The 18,509-nt window shown below is 44.5% G+C and carries 11 protein-coding genes and 1 tRNA gene; 8 read left to right on the top strand and 4 right to left on the bottom strand.

The annotated features are described in order from the left end of the window. The first annotated feature begins 72 nt into the window (after positions 1-72). From AC59IL_RS33880 to AC59IL_RS33865, 4 genes are all read left to right on the top strand, one after another. Positions 73-3,051: a SpoIID/LytB domain-containing protein gene (locus AC59IL_RS33880; RefSeq protein ID WP_496556696.1), complete on the top strand. Its 2,979-nt coding sequence runs from the start codon at positions 73-75 to the stop codon at positions 3,049-3,051. Positions 3,052-3,363: 312 nt separating this feature from the next. Then, positions 3,364-3,870, top strand: coding sequence for a M23 family metallopeptidase (locus AC59IL_RS33875; protein WP_496556695.1), 507 nt, complete (start codon positions 3,364-3,366; stop codon positions 3,868-3,870). A gap of 130 nt (positions 3,871-4,000) precedes the next feature. Then, a complete protein-coding gene (locus tag AC59IL_RS33870) occupies positions 4,001-5,254 on the top strand; it encodes a sialidase family protein (protein ID WP_496556694.1) in 1,254 nt (417 codons plus the stop codon). Between the two features lie 254 nt (positions 5,255-5,508). Continuing rightward, positions 5,509-6,465, top strand: a complete 957-nt coding sequence (locus AC59IL_RS33865) for an EndoS/ChiA family endoglycosidase (RefSeq protein ID WP_496556693.1) — start codon at positions 5,509-5,511, stop codon at positions 6,463-6,465. A 71-nt stretch (positions 6,466-6,536) separates the two neighbouring features. On the opposite strand, the gene AC59IL_RS33860 is transcribed toward AC59IL_RS33865, so the two are convergent. From AC59IL_RS33860 to AC59IL_RS33850, 3 genes are all read right to left on the bottom strand, one after another. Next, positions 6,537-7,286, bottom strand: a complete 750-nt coding sequence (locus tag AC59IL_RS33860; RefSeq protein ID WP_496556692.1) for a DUF542 domain-containing protein — start codon at positions 7,284-7,286, stop codon at positions 6,537-6,539. Between the two features lie 220 nt (positions 7,287-7,506). After that, positions 7,507-9,723: a sensor histidine kinase gene (locus AC59IL_RS33855; RefSeq protein ID WP_496556691.1), complete on the bottom strand. Its 2,217-nt coding sequence runs from the start codon at positions 9,721-9,723 to the stop codon at positions 7,507-7,509. Between the two features lie 564 nt (positions 9,724-10,287). Next, positions 10,288-10,833, bottom strand: coding sequence for a GNAT family N-acetyltransferase (locus tag AC59IL_RS33850; protein ID WP_496556690.1), 546 nt, complete (start codon positions 10,831-10,833; stop codon positions 10,288-10,290). 588 nt (positions 10,834-11,421) lie between these two features. Here AC59IL_RS33850 and AC59IL_RS33845 point away from each other — a divergent pair. Further along, positions 11,422-14,478, top strand: coding sequence for a SusC/RagA family TonB-linked outer membrane protein (locus AC59IL_RS33845; protein WP_496556689.1), 3,057 nt, complete (start codon positions 11,422-11,424; stop codon positions 14,476-14,478). 40 nt (positions 14,479-14,518) lie between these two features. Further along, a complete protein-coding gene (locus AC59IL_RS33840) occupies positions 14,519-15,922 on the top strand; it encodes a SusD/RagB family nutrient-binding outer membrane lipoprotein (RefSeq protein ID WP_496556688.1) in 1,404 nt (467 codons plus the stop codon). A gap of 146 nt (positions 15,923-16,068) precedes the next feature. Here AC59IL_RS33840 and AC59IL_RS33835 read toward each other — a convergent pair whose 3' ends face one another. Then, positions 16,069-17,160 carry a site-2 protease family protein gene (locus AC59IL_RS33835; protein ID WP_496556687.1) on the bottom strand — a complete coding sequence of 364 codons (1,092 nt, stop codon included), beginning with the start codon at positions 17,158-17,160 and terminating at the stop codon, positions 16,069-16,071. A gap of 96 nt (positions 17,161-17,256) precedes the next feature. Here AC59IL_RS33835 and AC59IL_RS33830 point away from each other — a divergent pair. Beyond that, positions 17,257-17,327: transfer RNA gene (locus tag AC59IL_RS33830), tRNA-Gln, on the top strand. Between the two features lie 173 nt (positions 17,328-17,500). Next, positions 17,501-18,328, top strand: coding sequence for an MBL fold metallo-hydrolase (locus AC59IL_RS33825; protein ID WP_496556686.1), 828 nt, complete (start codon positions 17,501-17,503; stop codon positions 18,326-18,328). The last annotated feature ends 181 nt before the right edge of the window (positions 18,329-18,509 follow it).

Below are 18,509 nucleotides of genomic sequence, written 5' to 3'. Positions count from 1 at the left end.
ATCTCTTAGCCATACCTGATCTTCATCCTGAGCCAAAGGCGAAGGATTTAAAATTCATCTAAACGGTACACTATGATAAAAACGCGACTACTATTGATTGCACTGATGGTGCTGTTGTTTACTCAAACACGGGCGCAACAGAGTACCGGTGGAGGCAATAGTACCAACATCACTTTTGTTGTAAAAGACCAGAACACGGGTTTTGCCGTGCCCGGCGCTGTGGTACGGGTAACCGCACCCAACGGACAAAGCAGCACCATAACAGCTGCAGCAAACGGCAAAGTAGTATTCACTGCAGTAAACGGTAAGTACAACTTTGCCATCGGCGCAGACGGATACAAAACACTCGAAACATTTTTTTCATCGGGCGATGAAACCGAAATCGAAGCGAACATTAACCTCGATGCTGCCGGCAGCTATGCTTTGGCAGCTGAGCAACAGGGTCGCATAAATGTAAATCAGGCTATTATCAGCGGTTATGTACGCGATGCCGACCAAAATGCACCGTTGGCAGGAGTACAGGTTACTGCAGCAGATAAATCAGCTATCACAGATAGCAAAGGTTTCTTTTCGCTTCAGTTACCGGCTTCAGCAGCTATAACACAGGCCGCTGCTCCGCAAAAAGTTAATATCCGATTTACCAAAGCCGGATATGCACCTTACACGGTTCAAAACTTTTATTTAATACCCGATGCACATATGCTGCGGATTCCTCTATCACCACTGAGCTCGGCCCGCATGCAACAGAAGGCAGCAAGGCAGCAATCGATAGAAGAAACCGAAACGCAGGTACATGGCTTGTTCGACAGAACAGAAGCAGATGATCAGCAACGTTATGGCACTACGTCTGTTCCGCAGGCAAGGACTGAAGGGCTGCTCGCAGCAACAGTACCAAGCAGCATTCGCGTAGGTACCAGCTGTAGCTGTACCAGTTGCAGCGTGGTACAGGTAATGACGCTTGAAAAATATGTGCAAACCGGACTGAACGATGAATGGATTGCCAGTTGGAAAGCAGCTTCGTTAGAGGCAGGCGCCGTAGCCTACCGTACTTATGGAGCCTATTATGTTTTGCACCCGGTTAAAAGCAACTTTGATATCGCCTCCACTACCTGCAACCAGGTTTGGGACGCCGATGGCTCAACCGCCTGCACCAATGCAGCCAATGCCACTGCCGGCACTGTGCTGGTAAAAAGCGGCGCTATTTTCAGGGCTGAATATTCTGCAGAAAATAACAATGCCGGTTGCGGAGATGGTTACAGCGGTACAGGTTCAGCATGGCCTTGTATTTCTGATGCGCGCTGCGCCGGATATGCAACAAGTGGCCATGGCCGTGGTATGTGCCAGTGGGGATCGAGCCGTTGGGCCAGTGATAAAACCGGCACCTGGATCCTGAATCACTATTACAATCCCGGCAGTGTAACTATTCAGTTACCACCTGCTCCCACTGTTACTACTATCACTTTTGCAGTGAAAGATATGAGCACCGGCCTGGCAATTGCCAGCGCATCGGTTAAAGTAACCAAACCCGATGGCACTACCGCTACCGTAACTACCGATGCCAGTGGTAAACTGGTATATGGCATCGAAACCGGTAACTATACTTTCGCGGTTTCAAAAAGCGGTTATACAACCCTCAGCACTTTGTTCACCGGCGGACCCGATGAAACCATTGCTGCTAATATCAACCTCGATCCTGTTAGCACAGCAAGAATAGCATCGGGCTCTCCTTTATTAAAGGCAGAAAATAATGGCAGCAACATGGTGTTAACCGGTTATGTACGTGATGCCGATCAAAACACACCGCTGGCAGGCGTTCAGGTAAATGCAGGAACCTTTACTGCCACTACCAATGCACAGGGCTTCTTTTCGCTTTCGGTGCCTGCTTCAGCAGTAGCACAGGGCAAAGTACCTGCTACCATTGCTATTCAATCTTCAAAAGCAGGGTACATCACCAATAACATTAAAAACTTTTATGCTATTCCCGAAACATACGAAATGCAGATTGCACTTACTGCTACCGGCTCACCCCGTAGTGCTTTGTTGCAATCGAATGGCGATCTGATCACCCGCCGTCATGGTTTGTTCGATAAAACACCGGCCGGGCAAATGGAGTTTACCGGCAGCAATCCGGTAAATAAATCAACCGCCAGAACAGATGGTTCGGCTGCAGTAACTGCAGCCCTCGCTGTGCCATCAAGCATTCGCGTAGCAACCAGTTGCGCATGCACTACCTGTTCAGATCCTACGGTTGAGGTAATGAGCCTTGAATCGTATGTACAAACCGGTGTTGATGATGAGTGGCTCAGCAGCTGGAACACCGCTTCATTGCAGGCCGGCACTGTAGCATACCGTTCACGCGGCGCCTGGTTCGTTCAGAACCCTGCAGGCAACAACTACGACATTTCATCAGCAGCCTGCCATCAAACATGGCAGAGCGATAAAGCTACCAGCGTTAAAAATGCGGCCATCGCAACCGCCGGTATCGTGTTGATAAAAGACGGTGCTATTTACTTAGCCGAATACTGTGCTGAAACAAACAATGCAGGTTGCGGCGATGGTTATAGCGGAACCAGCACCGATTATCCCTGTATTGCCGATAGCCGTTGTGCAGGTCGTACCCAAAGCGGTCATGGCCGTGGTATGTGCCAGTGGGGATCGAGCTTCTGGGGTACCGATCAAACCTATACCTGGATCTTAAATCACTATTACAATCCTGATGCAGCTACTGTACAAACAGGTACAACTGCAACCAGCAGCACCAGCGACAACAAAGCCACTGACGCCGCAGGTACCCTGAAAGTGTCGCCCAACCCGGTTACCGGCAGTGCTATCACTGTTGAGTATACGCTGGGTGATGCTTCGCAACCCGCAGGCGTTGTAATAGCCGACAACTATGGCAGTATAGCACAGCAACGTTCGGTGGTATTGCAAAAAGGCAGCAACCGCCTTACCATCAACACCACTGGTTTAAAAGCAGGTGTATACACCATTACCATTCGTTTGAATGCAACCGGCAAAGCAGTTAGCAAAAAGCTGGTGGTAGTGAAGTAATAGGAAATAAGTGAAGAATGCAGCAACGCTAAGAGCATAAAAGAGCAAAGAAGAAAAAAAAGAGAAAATTCTCCTTTGCTTCTTTTCCCTGATTAATTTCTGACTTTCAGAATGATAAAAAGACAAAAGAGATTTAGAAAGTAAAAAAAACTCTTTTTTCTCTTTCTCCTCCTTTAATCTCTTAGCCATACCTGATCTTCATCCTGAGCGAAGCGAAGGATATATTCAGTTAGTTCTTTATTTCTAAATACAATTTAAACTATGAAAAAAAACACCGCAAGAATCATGTCTCTTGGAGTTTTAGTTCTCCTTATGTCAGTACTATCCTGTAACAAATCCGATACCTCTGCTGCATCGGAATCGCAGGACCAGGAAGTTACAACTGAACCGGTAAAAACTGAAGAACAAACTGAAGCAGCAGCTGCTGCCGCAGCGAGAATTGCATCGCCGGTTCCTGGTTATGGAATTAGCTATCCGTATGGGGTTAAAAATCCTCGCTATGCTGCCGGTTTCCATACCGGTGACGACTATGCTTCTCCTACAGGCACTAAAGTAGTAGCTGTTTTAGGTGGTAAAATTGCCTGGTCGAACGATAACGGTGGCGCATATGGTAAATGGATCGGTTTGCGCGCTACCAATGGCCGCGATTATGTGTATTGCCACCTTTCGAAACGCTCGGTTAGCAGCGGTGCAACAGTAGTTGCCGGTCAAAAATTAGGCGAAGTAGGTGCTACAGGAAATGTAACCGGTCCTCACCTGCATTTTGAAGACAGACCAAAAGGCGGTGGTTACGGAAATGTTCGTAAGCCAACGTGGTAATTTCGTGAATGGTGAATGATGAATAAAAACCATGAACCGTTGTTCACCTCAGTATTCTAAACACTCCTTACTATGTGCCACGTCGTTATGGCGTGGCACTTTTTGTTTCATCAACCATAATAACACAAACATGAAAAAAACAATGAACAAATTGCTGCAAATACCCGTTGCCGGCAAAATTGCGGGCATGATGGCGCTGATCGCCATTTCGGGTATTGCCTGTAAAAAAGGTATTACCGAAGAAGCTTCTGTAAGCAACGAACCGGCTTCTTCCAAATCAGCTGCGTTGGCGGCTGCCCAAACCCATACCCATATAAAATTATTTGACGGTGGTGCAGAAGGATATCATTCATGGCGTATCCCTTCTATTATACGCACCAACGCCAACACACTTATTGCTTTTGTAGAAGGACGAATGAGCAGCAACAAAGATTATGGCAATATAAATGTGGAGTACAAACGATCTACCGATAATGGCAGTAGCTGGTCGTCGGTAATGGAAGTAGTGGGAGCAGGCCAGGGAACCTGGGGCAATCCAACAGCAGTGGTAGATCGCAGTAACGGTCGCATCTGGATATTTATGAGCTGGAATTCGGCTACCAAGAATCAGGGAGGAACCGACGGTTACGAGAAAATTGATACCTGGGGCGACCGGCGTGTATACGTTTCGCACAGCGACGACGATGGCCTTACTTTTAGTTCGCCCATTGATATGACCAGTACCTTACTGCCGCCCAATCGTATCTGGGATGCTATGGGCCCCGGTGTGGGTATACAAACCAGCAATGGCACGCTGGTAATTCCTGCTATATCAAGAAATATTTACAGCACCGATCATGGCGCCACCTGGCAATACCAGATCATTCCGGGCGGAACCAGCGAAGGCGCTATCGTTGAATTAAACGACGGCCGCCTTATGCGAAATGATCGTCCTACTACGGCCTCCTGGGAAACTGCCAAACGTCGCTGGGTATCGCGGGGTACAATTCCAGGTACCTTTTCGGCATTTGCACCCGATAATGTATTACATGATCCAGCATGCGAAGGCTCCATAGTGCGTTATACCGGTTCGCCCGACCGTATTATGGTGTTAAACTCAGACAGCATCAGCACAAGAGGCAATATGCGTGTACGCATCAGTTATGATGGCGGCCTTACCTGGCCCATCAGCCGTAGAATTTTCGATTATTTAACAGTAAGCGACGCTATAGCACAGGGCAAAGGCGGTTACTCAAGCATGGTAAAAACAGCCGACTATACCATTGGCGCACTTATAGAAGTTAATGAAGATGTTCCGAACAGCAGCACCAGCCACCGTTCTATTGAATTTCACAAATTCAATCTTCCGTGGATGGTAGATGGCGCTACTGAGCCTCTTCCATAAATTTGGAAGTCTGAAGTCGGAAGCCCGAAGAATTCGTTATAAAAAAGATGGCATCTAAAAAATTCGGGTTCTTCTGACTTCGGACCTCTGACTTCAGACTTCTGACTTCGGACTTCTATTACTGACTTTCGGACTTATAATAACTTGCATCTTGCAACAATTTATATATGTGCAGCCCTCACCAACCATCGCAATTTTAAGTTAAATTGTTAGTATCCTGCCCTTTCTATTCTTCACACAAAACCTTTGCACATATGAAAAAAAATCACCTCGCAGCAATGCTTGTGGTTATTACGGGCATTTGTTCCTGCACAAAAACCAGCAACCTGAATCAGCTTTCAAACAATGAATTAAGCGGCAATCTGCTGCGAACAGCTTCTATAAACGCAGCGGCAGCGCTTCCGGCGCCACCCAATTTTAAAGTGGCTTATTATGCCTTCGACGCAACGCCCAACAACTTACCACTTACCAATTTTGCCAAAGCGGCAAATGTTGTAGTGTTATTCGAAGGAACTGCCTGGGAAATGGCCGACTCGGCTCATTATGGCAGTAGCAGCGCTTACATACTGAACGTTAATCCCAATTATCATTCCTATAAATCAATCATCAACCATGTAAGAGTGTTACAGCAGAGTGGTGTTAAGGTATTGATGAATGTTGATGATGCCGCTTCCTGGAATACTACAACGCCTTTCACAACATACAACGGCCAAACGCTGTCGTACACACAGTTTGCGGCTTTTGTTAAAGCATGTATCATCGATTCACTACACTATGATGGCATTGCGCTCGATGTTGAACACATGGGCAGCACACCGGCCAATACAAACTTCACGAACCTGGTGAAAGAGTTTGGAAAATACTTCGGGCCATTGTCGGCCAATAGTACTACTACGGTGTATACCGCAGCCATATACAGCGGCGGACAGGCAGGTTACGCCATCGGGCAATCGCCTTCGGTGGCGCAGTATTTAAATTTTGTTGAAGACATGGGTTATTTTCAAAATAATACTACCCGGTTTAACCGGTGGGCAAATTATATAGGCCCCTCCAAAACAATGATCGGTGTATCGAAACAATACAACAGTCTTAGTAATGCAACAACAGCGGCCGCCTGGGAACCATCCGGTGGAACCAAAGCAGGTATTATGGTTTTTGCGGGAAATGTTGATTCGTCGTATACCAATACGATATTCAGAGCAATCAGGTAATGACTCAAGACTCAAGGCACAAGGCCCCGCTTACGCTAACGCTATGGCGGGCAGGCAAGGATCAGGGAGCCTCACTGCTTGCTCAATTCTTTTTCGATAGTGAGCAAGCGGGGTAATATTATTTTGTTTTCGAGATACAGGTGTTGAACAACATCATTATCGAGTTCGATCAATTTCATAAACACCACGCTATGACTTTTACAGGCATTTACGGGCAGCGTGTAATTATTCGTAAGCTCGCGAAACTTTAATAATACGCTAATGGCCAGTTGATGCTCCTGATCCATTACTTTTTCAACCGGTTTGCGAAGCGTGCGCGTAAGCAGTCCGCCAAAGGGTTCTTTGGCCAGCCAGGCCCGGTTTACCTGTTTAATATAAGGGAAAATTGTTTCCTCCTGCTGTTTCATATAAACAGGCAAACTGGTAAACAGCTTCAAAAACTGTTGCTGCAGTTCATCGAGGTAAGCATATTTTTTACGATGTTCGGCAATAAAGTGATCAAGAAAATCTTTCAGCAGGGGAAGTGCTTGCTTCAAATAGCCGTGATGCACATACATAATATAATCTGTCAAAAAATCGAGCGGCCATTCGGCAAAAGGAAGCGCATTGGAAGTAGGAATGCTACGCACAGCCTGCTCCAGCTCTTCTTTTATAATATTGGTGTCGAGCCCCCTTACTTCACAGGCGGTTTGCAACGGCCATTTGGCGCCGCAGCAATAATCGATACCATATTTTTTAAATACATCTGCGGTCCGGTAGTCTCTGACAACCAAATCCGTCACAAAGGCCTGCTCATCAATTTTGTATAGCGGGGTGATCATGCTTCCGGGCTTTTGAATTTAATCCAACGAATAATCGACAAATTAAACTCATTGCCCGCAGAAAAAACCTGATTTTCGTCATGTCGGTGTTCCACCGAACTTGTATATAATAGCGCGAGACGCAGAGTTAAATGCAATTGTTTATTCTCTGCATTTCTGTGTATCCTTGTTAAGATTGGCTTTATTGTTTATCAATTGCCCATTGCCTATTGCCTATTGCTTATTGCTTATTGCAATCAACCGGCACCTTCACTATCATTTTACATCCGCATCCCGGTTTGGTATCGATGTATATCGAGCCGCCAAAAGTTTCGGCCCGGTTGCGGATATTCATCAGGCCTATTCCGTTTGCATGAAGGCTTTTATCAAAACCCTTTCCATCATCCTGAATAAGCAGGTTCAAAAATCCGTCGCATTTGTTAATGGCGATCTTTACACAGCCCGCTTCGGCATGACGAATGATATTATTGGTTTGTTCCTGTATAATTCTGTATAGCATCAATTGCAGATCGTAACAAATTTCTTCCTCGAGGCAGGGGTCGCACTCAAATTGCACGTTTAATTTTTGCGCCAGCTTCATGCATTTAATGATATCTTCCACCGGTTCAACAAAACCTACTTCATTGATCACAGATGAATTCAGTGATTTGGATATTTTTCGAATCTCCTGAATGGCCAGATTCAGGTATTCGCTGGTCGTTTCCATCAGGCTTGCCTGCTCGGCCGGATTATCTTTGGCAACACTTAATAAGATCACGGCCGAGGACAAAATCTGGTTTACATTATCATGCAGTTCTTTTGAAATCTCATTCCGCTCAATATCCTGGCCTGCAATCATGGCCTGGTTGATTTGTATGCGCTCCTTTTCTTTCTGATGCGCCAGCTCGGCTTCGAGCCTTCTTTTCTCGGTTAAATCCTGAATGGCTCCAATGGCCCGCACCGCCTGTCCGTTCTTATACATAATATATCCTTTATCCGACAGGTATTTATAGCTGCCATCGGCGCAACGGAAGCGGTATTCATCGTGCCAGTAATTATTTTGCGACATCAAACAGGCATTGATTTGCGCCATTACCCGTTTGCGATCGTCTTCATGTATCTTTTCATACCACCAGTACAGGTTGCTGTCAATATCTTTCTGAAAATAGCCTGTTAACCGGGTGAAAGGTTCACTGCGGTAAATATGGCCCTTTTCGATATTCCAGTCCCAGATTGAATCAGACGTTGCTTTGGTAGCATAATAAAAACGCTCGTTGCTTTTTACAATTTCTTCCTGGGCGTTTTTTTCGTCGGTAATATCTATCGATTGCCCGCCTATCAGGCGTTTTGCATTTGAGGTTTTTAGTAAAAATTTATGCACAAGGTATACGCCGGGTGTACCATTTATGCGCAACGATTTTTCGATGGTGATCAACGGCTGACCGGTTTCCAATACCTTGCGGTTATTGGCTATGTACTCCCCTATCATTTCTTTTGGCAACAGGTCGTGCATGTTACCATTCAAATGGCTATCGTTCAGTTTCCATACATTCTTAAACACATCGTTCATGTAAATAATATTGCCGTCTTCATCGATGATCCAGGCAGGGCTGTGGGTATTGTTCATGAACGATGCAAAGATCGCCTCGGTTTCTGTTAATCGCGATTCGGCTTCGCGGCGGGCGGTGATATCAAAAAAAGTAACCGCTATAAGACCAGGCCAGCACGAAGTATGCGCATCGGGCAAACAGGTATTTACACTCACCCAGGTGGTTTTGCCACAGCTGTTTTTAAATCCTGCGATCGCATGTTTTATGGGTTCGCCGGTACGCAGTGTAATCAACGGAGGAAAATCCGATACATCCATACAGGAGCCATCTTCCTTAAAGGCTTTTCCTGCCAGGTCGGTAAGGTTTTGGCCGATCAGTTGCTTTTTTCTAACACCGATAATGTCACAGGCCTTTTTATTGGCTGAGATAATGGTGCCCTGTTCGCCCTGCAATAACAAAACACCTTCTTCCAAAGTGTTCAACAGGCTTTTGTACAGCACCTGTTCGGGATGCAGTTCATTGCGCGATGTTTGCAGGTCGCGTAAAATAATAACAACATCTAGCAAATAGGTTGTACCGGGGAATTTATGCGTATAACACGAGAGGCGATATGTTTTACCGGCAGGAGTTGATAAAAAAATGTCTTCCTCGGGTTCGTCCTGCGTTACCACTTTTTCAAGCATTTCCTGTACTTCGGGATATCCGGGAAACAACAGATCAAGAAAGGCAATTACATTTTTATTCGAGGGGCGGTTTGTTTGCTGAAACCATAATTCTTCGGCGGCAACATTCCAATGCAATCGCTCAAAATGCTTGTCGGTTATTATAACCGCATCCTGATAATCGTTCAGAATAGTTTCCAGCCAGGGGGTCATCTCACGGTAGTTGGTTGAAAAAGTCGGGTTCATAGGGATCAGATTTAAATTAACCTTATAGCAAAGCCGGTTACTCCCTAAATTATGCCAAGGTATAACCTGTTTATTATCAAAGCGTTTAAATTGTACAAATAACACTAATTTCCCACAAATAGAATTTTATTCCCATTTATTAGTGTCCGCAACCCCGCAAATGTGAGTGCCGCAGCTACCTGATTTCTATTTTTTAAATAATAGTACTTACTGCTGATTACGTATATATGCATCCAGCCATAGAACTCATACTACAAGCCGGTGCACCGGCTGTCCGTAAAAAATTCCGTCAGATTAACAACCGTTAATCTGACAGGTATTAAGACAGATTGTGCACGACATTTCTACTGTAAATCTTAAAGGGAAACCGCGCGGCGGGCGGCAAGGTAATTAGCATTTTGTGATGATCGCTAAAAATCATTTAGCATTTTTCGGGCATTGGCGGGCGCCCCTTAATCATTGAAGAAACTTCAGCAATCTTTCCCATCGCCGGAAACCTGCATATTTAACTATGGCTGGTTGGCTGCAAAAAGGTTGCCGCAACAACTATTTTAACGAAGCGAATTACAATTTCCACTCATCCTTTAATAATGAAAATACAAACAGATCAATGAACCGGCTGTTTACAAACTCGCCCTGGCGAATGATACCTTCTTTTTTAAAACCGAGGCGCTGAGGTATCGCCTGGCTTTTATAGTTTTCAGTGCCGGCCCTGATCTCAATTCTGTTTAGGCCAAGCCGGGTAAAACTGTAATCAATAACCGCTTTGCAGGCGCCGGTAATAATGCCCTGCCCCATCCATTCCGTAGCGATCCAGTATCCGATGGAAGCATTGCGATTTTGCAAATCGATATTGTATAATCCTATTCTGCCGATCATCTGGGGTCCGGCCATTATTACATATCCTATTTCAACCTGACCTGAATAACGTTGTTTTGAGTTGCCGATATATCTTCGGAAGTCTTCAACCGTTCGCATATGATCAACCCACGGTAGCCACTCTCTTAAATGCTGGCGATTGGCTTTCACCAGCTGGTACAGTGATTCGGCATGATGATAATCAATAAGCTCAAGTGCAATTTTATCGTTTATTTTCAGTGTATTGGCCATGGCGCAACCGGCAGATTAGAAAACTAAATTTACGAAGCGCCCAATAATAAAGTCGCATTTATTTTAATGCCTCCCACCGTGTTTTATCGATAATCATATTTATGGCGGTTCAGGTAACACCATTCACTACCCGGCAATCTGCATCAATATTTCTTCATTGTATCCCAGGCAATCAGCTGGTTAAAATCGGCTTCCCTAAAAGTTTTCAGTTGAATCATATGTCATTTTCTGCACCCGCCAATTTAGCTGACATTTTTTAACAGGCAAAATCGGTCAACAAATTACTCATAACCGTTAATTACACCTTTAATCTGTTCAAAGAACAGGTATAATTACGCTGAATGGCATCTTGAAAAGCAAATAAACTACCTGTCAATATCCGTAAACAATCCGTCAAGAAGCATTAACACAATTCTGCCATACCGTAATAAATTCGTACAAGTTAAATTATTCAATTGCAAACCCGGAAAAACTACCGCCTGCCCCAAAGAAATGCTTATCCTGTACTCTAACGACTGGTTAATATTCAGGCTGCCGTAAAATCAACTTCAGCAAACTTTTCTGTAAAACAAACCAAAACAATATAACATGCAACTCACACTGCTACGGGTATTCGTACTTGCTTCGGCGTTATTACTTTGTTTTGACACATGGGCGCAAAATAAAGTAATAAAAGGTATAGTACGGGATGAAAACGGGGCGCCTGTGCCAAAGGCCACGGTACTTATAAAAGGCTCAAAACTGGGTACCAGTACTGATGACGACGGAACATTCCAGATCAGCATTACATCAAATGCGGTTTTAGTGATCAGCGCCGTTGGATTCAACAAACAGGAAGTAAAAACCAGCGGAAATGAACAGCTTGCCATTTTGCTGATGTCTAACACCAACGCATTAAACGAAGTAGTGGTTACAGCGCTTGGTGTAAAACGCGAAAAAAGGACCATCACCTTCAGTTCCCAGGAAATTAAAGCCGATGAACTGGTGCGGGCCAAAGAACCCAACATTTTAAATGCAATGACCGGCAAAGTAGCCGGGGTGCAAATCACCAGCTCGTCGGGAACACCCGGCGCATCGAGCCGCATTGTGATCAGAGGCGCCACATCAATTTTGGGCAATAACGAAGCACTGATCGTAGTAGACGGCATACCGGTAAACAATTCCGAAACCGGTGCGGTGAACAGCGGCCCCGGCAGTAACCGGTTAATCGACATCGATCCTTCGGTTATTGAAAGTGTAAACGTATTAAAAGGTGCAGCCGCTACCGCTTTATATGGTTCGGCAGGTGCAAGAGGCGTTGTAATGATCACCACCAAAAGCGGCGCCAATACCCGCAAACCGGTGATCGGTTTTTCGCAGGATGTGTCGCTCGAAAAGGGCATCTTTCCCAAAATACAAAGCAAATATGCACAGGGTGATACCAAAACTATCAACGGAGTTAATGTAGATAATGTTTATTACAATGGTGAAACCGATAAAGCCAGCAGTTCGTGGGGCCCGCTGATGGACACGCTGCGTGTAAACGGACAACCGGTACAGAAAAGGAACCAGCTGAAAGATTTTTTTCAAACCGGCGTTACCTCTACCAGCTCTATTAGTTTCAGAGGTGTAAGCGGTCCCGGTTCCAATTACTATGCATCTTATTCTTATTTAGATCAAAAGGGCACTGTACCCACCACGTATCTGAAACGGCATTCGGTATTTACCAAATTCACCACAAAGCTCAGCGATAAAATTACCGGAACCTTCCAGTTCAATTATGCCAACTCGCGCACCAACCGCATGCCCGAAGGCTATATTCTGGAAAGTCCTATCTGGACCATTTATACAGCTCCCATTTCATGGAATCCTTTACCTTATCTAAATCCCGATGGCACACAACGTGTATACCGCTATTCGCGTAACAACCCATACTGGGTGCTCGATAATGTATATACACATGGCACCGTAAACCGTTTTCTGCCTTTGGTTACATTGAACTATGCACCTGCATCATGGCTTACGATAACCGAAAGGCTGGGCGCCGATATGTACAACGAACAGGTGAAGTATTACGAAGCACGCGGTTCGGTAGCCAATCCCAAAGGTGTTGTAGTTGACCGGGTAAATAATTTCCGGCAGTACAATCACGACCTTATCATTGATGCCCATAAAGAATTCAATAAACTGAATGTACAGCTGCTGTTGGGTAATAATGTTTTTTCAACCTACACCCAAAACGTGCAGGCTAAAGGCGTTGGCTTATCTATTACCTCGGGGTACGATAATGTAGCCAATGCTTCAACACAAACCTATACCGAAGCGCATTATTTACAACGAAAAGTAGGTTTTTATGGTCAGGCCAATTTAGAATACAATCATTTATTAAACCTGGCCTTAACCGGCCGTTATGACGGTACTTCAATACTGGCAAAAGACAACAGCTTTTATCCCTATGGTTCTGTTGCAGCAGGCTTCATCTTTTCGGAACTTACGAAAGACAACCTTCCTTTCCTGAATTTTGGTAAGCTGCGCGCTTCCTATGCAACAGTTGGTAATGATAACGTAGGCGTTTATTCTTTAACAACGCCTTACATAAACGCCAGCGGCGACAATGCCATTGCAGGTATCAGCTTTCCCTTTCAGGGACAAAATGGTTTTTTACTGAGCGGTACCCTGGGAAATCCATTACTGAAAAATGAACTGGTAAAAGAATTTGAAACAGGGCTTGAATTTAAAGCACTGAATAACCGCATCGGCGCCGAAATTTCATGGTTCGATAAAAGAGTTCAGGATGGACTTATACCCATTAATACATCTCCCGCTATCGGTTATAACAGCACCATCATAAACAGCGCCCGTATGCGCACAAAAGGATTTGAACTGTTATTGAATGCCACACCTGTAAAAACAAACAAATTCAGCTGGGACCTGATATTAAGCTTCACCAAACTCAACAATAAAGTGGTTGAATTGGGCTATGGCTTAAAAAGCGTACCCATTGGATTCACCCAGGCATTTGTGGGTGAGCCTTACGGCGTAAAATACGGCACCCGCTATGCGCGCGACAGCGCCACCGGCAAGCTTTTGGTAGATGCTGATGGCCTTCCGTTTGCCGATGCCAACCAGGGCATTTTGGGAACTGTTTCGCCCGATTGGCTGGCAGGATTAACCAACAACCTTACTTATGGCCCCTTTAGCCTGAGTTTCTTTTTTGACATGAAAAAAGGCGGCGTTATTGAAAACAACGTAGACGGATACGGATATTTTTATGGTACGCCCAAAGTTACTGAAGACCGCGGCCCGCGGGTAGTTGATGGCATCAACATAACAGATAACAAAGCGAATACAGTTTCTGTAACCGGACAGCAATACTACAGAAGGATCAGCGGCATACTTGAATCTGTTATACAGGATGCTACCTATATTAAATTACGCAACGTAAGTTTCAGTTATGTTCTTCCTGGAAAACTGATCGATAAAACACCATTTAAATCAGCTTCATTAACCATCACAGGCAGAAACTTATGGATATACAGTCCGCATTTCACCGGCGGCGATCCCGAAACCAATTCATTTGGTTCATCAAACGGGTCGATGGGTATTTATTCGTTCTCATCACCTACATCACGCTCGGTAAATATTGGTTTAAAACTGAGCCTGTAAAATCTGTAGCATCCATTATTAATCTGTAAACACGATCAATATGCGTAATAATATATATACAGTACTGTTTTTATCCTGTTTAATAAGCAGTGCAGGCTGTAAAAAATTCATCGACGTTAATACCGATCCCAATAATCCACTCACGGTACAGGAATCGCTGATACTGGCGCCGGTTGAGCTGAATATTTCTTCTATACTCACAGGCGGATCAGGAACCGGCGGATTTGCCGCCATACTGGTAAATCACTGGATGCAGAATGTGGCGCTCAATCAGCCTGTTCCTAACACGGGCACATACATGCTTTTCAATCCCGACCTTAATGACATCTGGAGCAATTTGTATGTAACCAGCCTCAACAACCTCAAAGCACTGAACGACAAAGCCGTCACAAACGGCAATTACAATTATTCGGGCATTGCAAAAATATTAAGCGCTTTTAGCCTGGGTATTGCCACCGATTACTGGGGCGATGTTCCTTATTCCGAAGCATTTCAGGGAACCACCAAACTGCAGCCTGCATACGATTCACAGGAAAATATTTATAAAACCATTCAGCAGTTGCTCGATGCCGGCATTGCCGACATAAATAAGAACACTACTATTAAACCAGCCGGGGATGATTATTTTTATGGCGGCGACATGAGCAAATGGTTAAAGCTCGCGTATTCGCTCAAGGCCCGTTATTATATGCACCTGATCAAAGCGCCCGGCCATACAGCAACTGCACAGGCCGACCTGGCGCTTACAGCCTTACAAAACGGCCTGCAATCGAACGATGATGATATGATATTCACCTATCCCGGAAGCGCCGGTAACGAAAATCCGTTTTATGTTGATTTTCTTCCGGTAAGTACACTGGTGCTTTCTTCGGCCTGTGTTGATACACTGGTTACGCGTAACGATCCCCGCTTACCAAAGCTGGTTGCCAAAGCCAGCGCAACCGGTTTGTATAACGGAAGGCCCATTGGTTCGGTAAGTTTGGGCGATCTGGAAGAATATTCATTACCCGGCCCTGCTTACGGAAATGCTTCTTCGCCGGTAAATGTGTTTAATTATTCAGAAGCCTTGTTCCTGAAAGCCGAAGCTACCCTGTATAAATCGGGTTATGCAGCAGCCGAACCAGTTTATCAGGCAGCCATTAAATCGCATATGACCAAACTGGCCATTGCCGATGGCGATATCAATACGTATATTTCAGCCCGTGGCACTTTAACAGCCGCCAATGCGCTGCAACGTATTATGGAAGAAAAAAAGATCGCCAACTTTTTATCGATCGAAAACTTTAACGACTGGCGCCGCACCGGTTATCCGTTGCTGACCAAAGTGCCCAATGCCTCGTCGGATATTCCAAGAAGATTTTTATACCCGCAAATAGAAATATTATCCAATCCCCAATCGATTCAATCAGCTAAAATAACTGATAAGGTTTGGTGGGATAATTAAGTTGTAAGTAATAAGTAATAAGTTGTAAGTAGTAAGAAAAGTCCGGAAGATGTCGCCAATGATACATCTTCCGGATTTTTGTTTTTAGCCCAGTCAACAACTGCCCACTGCCTGCTGCTTACTTAATACTTATAACTTATGACTTACTACTTACTGGCCTGCTTTATTAAAATCAACTCACTGATATTCTCCTTATCAACCATGCCCACCAGCCTGCCATTTTCAATTACAGGATACACCGTACCGTAGCCACTCATCATAGAAGTATATACTTCGTGCAGGTTCATATCGGGCGAAACTGTTAAAAAATCTTTTCGCATAATATTGGCTATGGGAGAATTTTTTCCAAATTCCGACAGGCCGTGGATCAGCTCCTTACGGGTAAGCACACCTATTACCAGCTCCTGTTCGGTGATCAAAAATTCCTGCTCCTGTCCGTCGAGCAGTAAGCGGGCAGCCTTTTCAAGATCATCGGTTGGCAGCAAAGTTGTAAACCGCGTCATCAATGCATCGCGTACGGTAAATCCGCTTAGTAAACTACGCGCCGATTCATAAGCCGCTTCGCCTCCGGCCCCGAGATAAATAAACAATCCGATAAACACCAGCCAGAAATTATAAAAGAAGCCTGAAAACACAAATACAATGGCCAGGAACTGGCCAATGCGCGCCGCAATTTTTGTGGCTTTTGCCCTGTTCATTTTATACGCCAGTAGCGCGCGTAATATGCGGCCTCCATCCATCGGGAAGGCCGGTATCAGGTTAAAAACAACGAGGGCCAGGTTGGCAGCAAAAAGATTTAAAACAAATATATCGGGGCGGATCTGAGAAACAGATTCCAGTTGATCCAGATCGGGATTATAACCAATCAGCCACATGTACCCAAACAGCAGGCCGGCAATAACCACATTTACAAGCGGCCCGGCAATAGCTACCAGTAATTCCTGCCCCGGTTTTTCGGGCATCGACTCCAAACTGGCTATGCCGCCTATGGGGTAAATGGTAATATCGCGGGTGGCAATATGATACCTTTTGGCGGTTAATGCATGCCCGAATTCGTGCAATACAACGCAGGCAAATAAAGCCAGAATAAACAAAACGCCCCATAAACCCGCCTGCCAGCCATCGCCCATCCGGGAATGCATGATAAAGATCCACACGATTAGTATCAGAAAAGTCCAGTGTATGTAGACTTTTATACCCGAAAACCGGCCGAGGTAAAGTGACCATTTGTTTTTCATATCAAAATGTTTAGGTCAGAAAGGTTTTGTTTTCCAGGAATTTGTAATATTTTTGTGGCCGTCTTTTTAAATGTAGCTCTTTTTTCAAATATCTTCTGCCCGATAGTATAATGGTAGTACGACAGATTCTGGATCTGTATGTCGAGGTTCGAGCCCTTGTCGGGCAACAAAAGTCCCGCCCGTAGTCGGGACTTTTTCTTTCTTTTTTACCCCCAATGGCCCATGCTTGCCTTGAATAAATTGTAAAAATCCGGCCAGGTCGACCGGTTTTCATAATTGACCTTAATTTGTAAATTTGCATAATGCAAGGCGCTTTGCCCTTATGCATTAATCTTTACCCATGAAAAAATTACATCTTTTTCTAATAGGTTTATTTACTTCCCTTCTTACATTTTCACAGGACCTCAACTATGAAGTTTACGCCATAAAATATTCTTCCCTGGCTCCTAATGCTCCCGCTTCAAGAATTGCATCGCAAGACAGCCTGAATATCGATTTCATGATCTGGCTGATCAAAGGAAATAATGGAAAAAATATATTACTGGATGCCGGTTTTTTATATGGTATTGAAGAACCCAAAGATTTTAATGGCATCAATTATTTGCGTCCCGACTCAACGCTGCCAACTTTGGCTATCCGCCCTGAGGAAATCAGTGATATTATTTTAAGTCATCAACATTGGGATCATATTGATTGTAAAGCCTTGTTTCCGAATGCACATGTGTACATTCAGAAAGATGATTACAATTATTTCACAAGAATGTCGTGGCAAAAAGGGGGTGTAAACGCAGAATTTAATAAAAGAAATGTGCGCGAGCTTATTGAATTAAATACAGCCGGCAGGGTAACAATGGTAGAAGGTGTTAACAACGAAATAATTCCGGGTATTAAAGTATATACCGGATCGGCACAAACTACCAAATCGCAATATATATTAGTAAAAACAAGCGCCGAAAACACCGTATTGGCTTCGGATAATGTTTGGCTTTATTACAACCTGAACCGGGCAACACCTGCCCCGTATTACGGCATGTACGATGCAAGTGGTTATATGAAAGTTTTACAAAAAGTAAAAACGCTTGTATCTGACGACATTCCGCCTGTTAACGACTCGGCCATGTTTTCAAAATTCCAGATTGTAACCGAAGGGGTTATCAGAATCAAATAGATCATAAAAAAAATTCTTCGCCCGATTTCGTAACATTTTTTCCCTGATTACTAACGTATAAGATTAACTTAGTTTGTTAATCAAACGCTGCGTATGACAAAGGTCATCGCAACACTTAAGCATTGAGCCTACTTTTGTACTATTAGCCACTCTCCCATTCATTACCATCTAATAGTAACAT

The organism is Niastella sp. sgz303648 (assembly GCF_059587045.1).
This window is presented reverse-complemented; position numbering and strand designations above follow the sequence as displayed.

Bases quoted from the DNA above. Each gene is read 5' to 3' on its own strand.
- AC59IL_RS33880 (WP_496556696.1), top strand. From the start codon at position 73: ATGATAAAAACGCGACTACTATTGATTGCACTGATGGTGCTGTTGTTT.
- AC59IL_RS33875 (WP_496556695.1), top strand. From the start codon at position 3,364: ATGTCAGTACTATCCTGTAACAAATCCGATACCTCTGCTGCATCGGAA.
- AC59IL_RS33870 (WP_496556694.1), top strand. From the start codon at position 4,001: ATGAAAAAAACAATGAACAAATTGCTGCAAATACCCGTTGCCGGCAAA.
- AC59IL_RS33865 (WP_496556693.1), top strand. From the start codon at position 5,509: ATGAAAAAAAATCACCTCGCAGCAATGCTTGTGGTTATTACGGGCATT.
- AC59IL_RS33860 (WP_496556692.1), bottom strand. From the start codon at position 7,286: ATGATCACCCCGCTATACAAAATTGATGAGCAGGCCTTTGTGACGGAT.
- AC59IL_RS33855 (WP_496556691.1), bottom strand. From the start codon at position 9,723: ATGAACCCGACTTTTTCAACCAACTACCGTGAGATGACCCCCTGGCTG.
- AC59IL_RS33850 (WP_496556690.1), bottom strand. From the start codon at position 10,833: ATGGCCAATACACTGAAAATAAACGATAAAATTGCACTTGAGCTTATT.
- AC59IL_RS33845 (WP_496556689.1), top strand. From the start codon at position 11,422: ATGCAACTCACACTGCTACGGGTATTCGTACTTGCTTCGGCGTTATTA.
- AC59IL_RS33840 (WP_496556688.1), top strand. From the start codon at position 14,519: ATGCGTAATAATATATATACAGTACTGTTTTTATCCTGTTTAATAAGC.
- AC59IL_RS33835 (WP_496556687.1), bottom strand. From the start codon at position 17,160: ATGAAAAACAAATGGTCACTTTACCTCGGCCGGTTTTCGGGTATAAAA.
- AC59IL_RS33825 (WP_496556686.1), top strand. From the start codon at position 17,501: ATGAAAAAATTACATCTTTTTCTAATAGGTTTATTTACTTCCCTTCTT.